Raw genomic sequence first — 4,543 nt, 5'->3', positions numbered from 1 at the left:
GCCGAGAACTACACTGTGGTCGAAGAGCCCGCCAGTCTCGCCGAGAGCGAGGATCATGATGCCATGCTTTCTGTTCTCGATTCCTTGATTCAACTGAGAGCCGATGTCCCAACCGATACTGCTGTGAAACTCTACCCCGAGTTCCCGGCGCATGCAGTGATCCTGATGGCAAACTCGCCTTCCGACACCACGTCCGCGTTCCTTCGAATCTTTCAGACCGAGAAGGATCGCAACGGCGCCTGGCTAGCTGCGGGTAATGTGCTCGTTAATCACCGCGCACCAGGGTTCGCAGCTGCGGTCCAGAGTAGTCTACTTTAGCGAAACGGGCCAACGCCTTGTATCAGCTGGATTGATAACCGAGGCTGAAGTCAGCGCCTCTCGGCCGACTCTCGAACTAACCATCACCGATACTCGACAGACAAAACTCCCTGAGCTTCCAGGTCTTCCCGGAGCTATTGACGGCGTCATCTTACACAAGTAACCGCAATGACGGTGCTATCGGCGAGGGGCCGCTTCAATGGACTGCTCCATTGCGAAATACGCCGGCTTCGGTTGTAACTGCCCGTCGAAGGGCAGGGGACGCTGCGGCGTTCCATCTTTCCGCGGGTGGAAGTGGTTGAGCCATGTGTCCGGATCGGTAAATCCCCAGGTAAGAATAGCTTGTAGGTTGTGGTGTTTCAGCGCGTTACTAAGAAAATCCTGGTAACATGCGGCCACCTGGCGGTCACGGTCGGCAATGTCGGCCGGCAGGGCGGTGTCGTCCACATCGAGTTCGGTGATGAATATAGTCAACCCGAGCTTTTCGGCGCCGTCGAGAAAGCGATGAAAACCGCTCCACTGATAAGGCGAGGTGGAAGCTACTAAGTGAGATTGAATGCCGAGCGCCTGGACGGGAACATTGCGCGCGCGAAGTCCTTTAAGTAACGCGAGCACCGCGCGGCGCTTCGCTTCGTGCGCCTCCGTATCTTGTTCGAGATCGTAGTCATTGTAAGTGAGGATCGCTTGCGGATCGGCCTTAGCCGCGGTAGTGAAAGCCAGGTCAATATAGCTTGGGCCGGCTAATTCAAGCCAAGGCGACTTACGCAATCCGTCAGAGCGGCCGTCTTCTACAAAGACCGCTTCGTTGACCACGTCCCAGGAGTGGATGCGGCCGGCGTAATGCCCGGCGACTTCGGCGATGTGCGCACGAAGCAGTTCGCCGGCGTTTCCGGAAGTAGCGGTGGAGGGAAACCAGCGCGGCAGTTGCTGATGCCAGCAAAGGTTGTGGCCGCGCACTTTGGCGTTTGAAGTCTTGGCAAATGCGAGCAGGGCGTCGGCGCGCGTGTAGTCGTAGCGATCCGGGGCCGGATGAATGCTCTGCCACTTCATGTCGTTCTCGGAAACCAGGATTGAGGCTTCGCGCGCGAGCAACGCCCTGCAATCTTCGCGCTGAAGCTCACGATAGGACACGGCGGCGCCCGCGAGCAGGTGACGCGCGTTTGCGACGTCCCGCAGCGGTTGCCGCTCTGCGGCCGGAAGGGGAAGTGCGGCGAGCGCTCCGGCCCGCAGCAAATGCGTGGTGAAGTCGCGGCGATGCATGGATGAACTTTATCAATTGTCTGAATACTGGTGAACACCGCCGCGACCCGTGGTTCAGGCACGGAAAGCGCACACCATCGAGCCATAATCGTTGAAACGGGTACCGACGATGACTGTCATCTTGCCGTTGGAGCCACAAACGGAAGCCAAGCTAATCCGCATACTGAGCCGCGACAGCCATGGAGCTGGTGCTCCGGAAAAGAACTTTCCTATGCCTTTTACCGCGCGAGAGTGGAGTGCTCAATGCGCACCGCTCCGTCTCGGCTCAGAATGCGGGATTTGCATCGTTTCAAATACTGGTCTGCGGGCGCCTGTTTCCGCGTTTTCATTCCCCAGGGTGCCGGGGGCCATGCGTGGTTTATCGATCGCACGATCGCCGACCTAACACCAAGTATTCGCCCTTGGCTCGGAAGGCTAATCCCGCATCATTACCTTCGCCGGAATAACCAAACATCCTGACGCGGATTCCCGCGCGCGCCTTCAGCGATGAAATCGATAACTTCGAACTCCTTGTCCCAGTTGCGGCGCACATAAGCTTCGGGATGGAAGACATTGCATAGGTTCGTGCCGGCGCTGCGCTCGTATCTTACGACTAAGTTTCCCGATCGGAACTCACGCCGCTCCGATTCCGTTAGCCGCGACGCATAGTGTTCGCCATGCAGAGTAAGTAAGAGAAGCCCTCCGGGTTGCAGGATTCTATAAAACTCGGTCATCCACGCGGTTTGGGCAGCCTCGGGTAAGTGGGTGAACACCGAGAGGGCGTAAATGAAATCGAAGGTAGCTGCGGGATAGTTGGTGGGCGGCTCTAACTTGTTCGTCGCGATTTCGGCGAAAGGCAAATTGGCGGCGCACCAGGCGGTCAGTTCGGGGTTGTAATCGGTCCCGAATACTTTCGTGCCGGGTAAGTCACGCCAGAATCGCAGGACTCGTCCGCATCCGCAGCCGAAATCGAGAATCGACCGCCGGCCCTCGATAGCAACTTCATTTCTTTGAAGTATCTCGCGAATCCCGGCCGCGGCCTGATATCCGCCGTCGAAGAACACCGCACTTTCGGGCGAGCCCGCGACCGTCATCATGAGATGCGGTGGCGGGATCGGCAGCGCGTCCGGCGCGAAACTGGCTGTGCGGTTTCTGCGGTAATGCCTGGGAGTTAAAGCGACAGCGCGCTCGTAGACTCGGAAAAGAAACGGCAGCAGGGGAAGTCTCTCCAGCACCGGACTCAATCGATCGATCAGCATGAATGACCAAACAGCCCGGTCGACGCCTTCCCCGGCAACTCCCGGAGCAGCGCGATTGTAGCAGATGGCCCGAGTTTCTCGCGCCCAACCTCACCAAAGTAATCTGATTAGGAAATGGCAAGGAACTTCAAAGACCTCTCCGAACGCGAGATTCTGGCGCTGGCGATCCAGCTCGAAGAGGAGGACGGCCACATCTATGGGGATTTCGCCGACGGTTTGCGCGCCGAATACCCGGCCAGCGCCCAGTTCTTCGAGGAGATGCGCGCCGAGGAGTCGCAGCATCGCGCGCTCCTGATCGAGCAATATCAGCGACGCTTCGGCGATCACATTCCGCTGGTGCGGCGGGAAGACATCCGGGGATTCGTCAAACGCCGGCCGGTGTGGCTGCTGCGTCCGCTGGGTCTCGACGTGGTCCGCAAGCAAGCCGAATCGATGGAAGCGGAGACCACGCGGTTTTACGAATCGGCGCTGAAGAACATCAGCGATGCGTCCACGCGTAAGATGCTGGGCGATCTCGCTGAGGTGGAACGCAAACACTCCCGGACCGCCGGCTCTCTGGAAGAGGAGCATCTGACGCCCAGCGCCAAAGGCGAGGAAGACGAAGCGCAGCGCCGCCTGTTTCTGCTGCAAGTCGTGCAGCCCGGTCTTGTGGGGCTGATGGACGGGTCGGTCTCGACTCTCGCTCCCGTGTTCGCCGCCGCGTTCGCAACGAAGAATAGTTGGGATGCGTTCCTGGTCGGAATCGCCGCGTCGATCGGAGCCGGGATTTCGATGGGATTCGCCGAAGCGCTTTCGGATGACGGCTCGCTGACCGGGCGCGGCCGGCCATGGGCGCGCGGTCTGATCTGCGGCGCGATGACCACGGTCGGCGGCATCGGACATACGCTGCCGTTTCTGATCGCTAACTTCCGCGTGGCGACGACGATCGCCATCATCGTGGTAGCGATCGAGCTGGCCATCATCAGCTACATCCGGCACCGCTATATGGATGCGCCGTGGGTGGTCGCGACCATCCAGGTAGTTATTGGCGGAATTCTGGTGTTTCTAACGGGGATACTGATCGGGAATTCGTAGGTCCTGGGTTGTAGGTCCAGTGACCGCAGGCTTGCCCGTCACCGCGCTCGCGCCCAGGCCGGCGCGCTGCTGATGGAACGTCGCACGCGGATTTCGCGCGGAACCGTGGCCCGCGTAATGGACTCCGAACCGAACGCACAGCGCTCCCAGCGTGCCGCACACTCCGATTGCCAGACGCGTTTTGCGTCCCGGCGCTTTGCCTCCAAACCGGGGCAGCAGTGCAAGGCCGAGACTGACCGCGCTCAGCACTTTGCCGGTCTGCCAGAGCGCGCCGCTGATCCCCTCGCGCAAAGGGCGAATGACCTCCGGCACAGTGCCGAGGTCGCGTTCCATCGCCGTCGCGGCACTCAATTCGCCGATCTTTCCCGCGATGCCGAACAGTCGCACCACGCGATGCTCGCGCGCATTGTGACCCTCGAAGAGATCGAAGAGCGACGCGGCGCTGGCCGTTGCTGAGGACAGAAATAAGACCGGCAGATACTGACGCGCCTGCTGCCACACCGGTACGGTGGTGTTTCCGACCAGCACGCCGGTATACCCGGCAAGACCCAGGCCGAACAGGCCCGAGCCGATCGCGAACCCATTGCTGATGGCTCGCAAACCGAGCGAACGCGATAGGTCTTCGTTCAGGAAGAACGGCGCGATTTCCGCCA

Annotated in this window: 4 protein-coding genes and 1 pseudogene; 2 read left to right on the top strand and 3 right to left on the bottom strand. The window is 60.0% G+C overall.

The window, feature by feature from the left end; all coding sequences use genetic code 11:
- Positions 1–318, top strand: a 318-nt coding sequence (locus H1Y01_RS04695; protein ID WP_180539113.1) for a hypothetical protein, incomplete at its 5' end; no start/stop codon positions are given.
- Between the two features lie 177 nt (positions 319–495).
- On the opposite strand, the gene H1Y01_RS04690 is transcribed toward H1Y01_RS04695, so the two are convergent.
- Positions 496–1,578 carry an endo-1,4-beta-xylanase gene (locus tag H1Y01_RS04690; RefSeq protein ID WP_219341267.1) on the bottom strand — a complete coding sequence of 361 codons (1,083 nt, stop codon included), beginning with the start codon at positions 1,576–1,578 and terminating at the stop codon, positions 496–498.
- Between the two features lie 428 nt (positions 1,579–2,006).
- Positions 2,007–2,816 carry a class I SAM-dependent methyltransferase gene (locus tag H1Y01_RS04685; protein WP_180539112.1) on the bottom strand — a complete coding sequence of 270 codons (810 nt, stop codon included), beginning with the start codon at positions 2,814–2,816 and terminating at the stop codon, positions 2,007–2,009.
- A 114-nt stretch (positions 2,817–2,930) separates the two neighbouring features.
- Between H1Y01_RS04685 and mbfA the strand changes: the two genes are divergently transcribed.
- Positions 2,931–3,890, top strand: coding sequence for an iron exporter MbfA (mbfA, locus tag H1Y01_RS04680; RefSeq protein ID WP_180539111.1), 960 nt, complete (start codon positions 2,931–2,933; stop codon positions 3,888–3,890).
- On the opposite strand, the pseudogene H1Y01_RS04675 reads toward mbfA, so the two are convergent.
- A pseudogene (locus H1Y01_RS04675) lies at positions 3,861–4,543 on the bottom strand (hypothetical protein); the annotation flags it as partial. The gene mbfA and the pseudogene H1Y01_RS04675 sit on opposite strands and share 30 nt — an antisense overlap.

The organism is Nevskia soli, assembly GCF_903970205.1.
Lineage (GTDB): Bacteria > Acidobacteriota > Terriglobia > Bryobacterales > Bryobacteraceae > Bog-113.
Note: the sequence above shows the minus strand (reverse complement) of the source record. Positions and strands in the feature narration are given on the sequence as shown.

Excerpts from the sequence above, each read along its gene's own strand:
- H1Y01_RS04690 (WP_219341267.1), bottom strand. The coding sequence starts at position 1,578 with ATGCATCGCCGCGACTTCACCACGCATTTGCTGCGGGCCGGAGCGCTC.
- H1Y01_RS04685 (WP_180539112.1), bottom strand. The coding sequence starts at position 2,816 with ATGCTGATCGATCGATTGAGTCCGGTGCTGGAGAGACTTCCCCTGCTG.
- mbfA (WP_180539111.1), top strand. The coding sequence starts at position 2,931 with ATGGCAAGGAACTTCAAAGACCTCTCCGAACGCGAGATTCTGGCGCTG.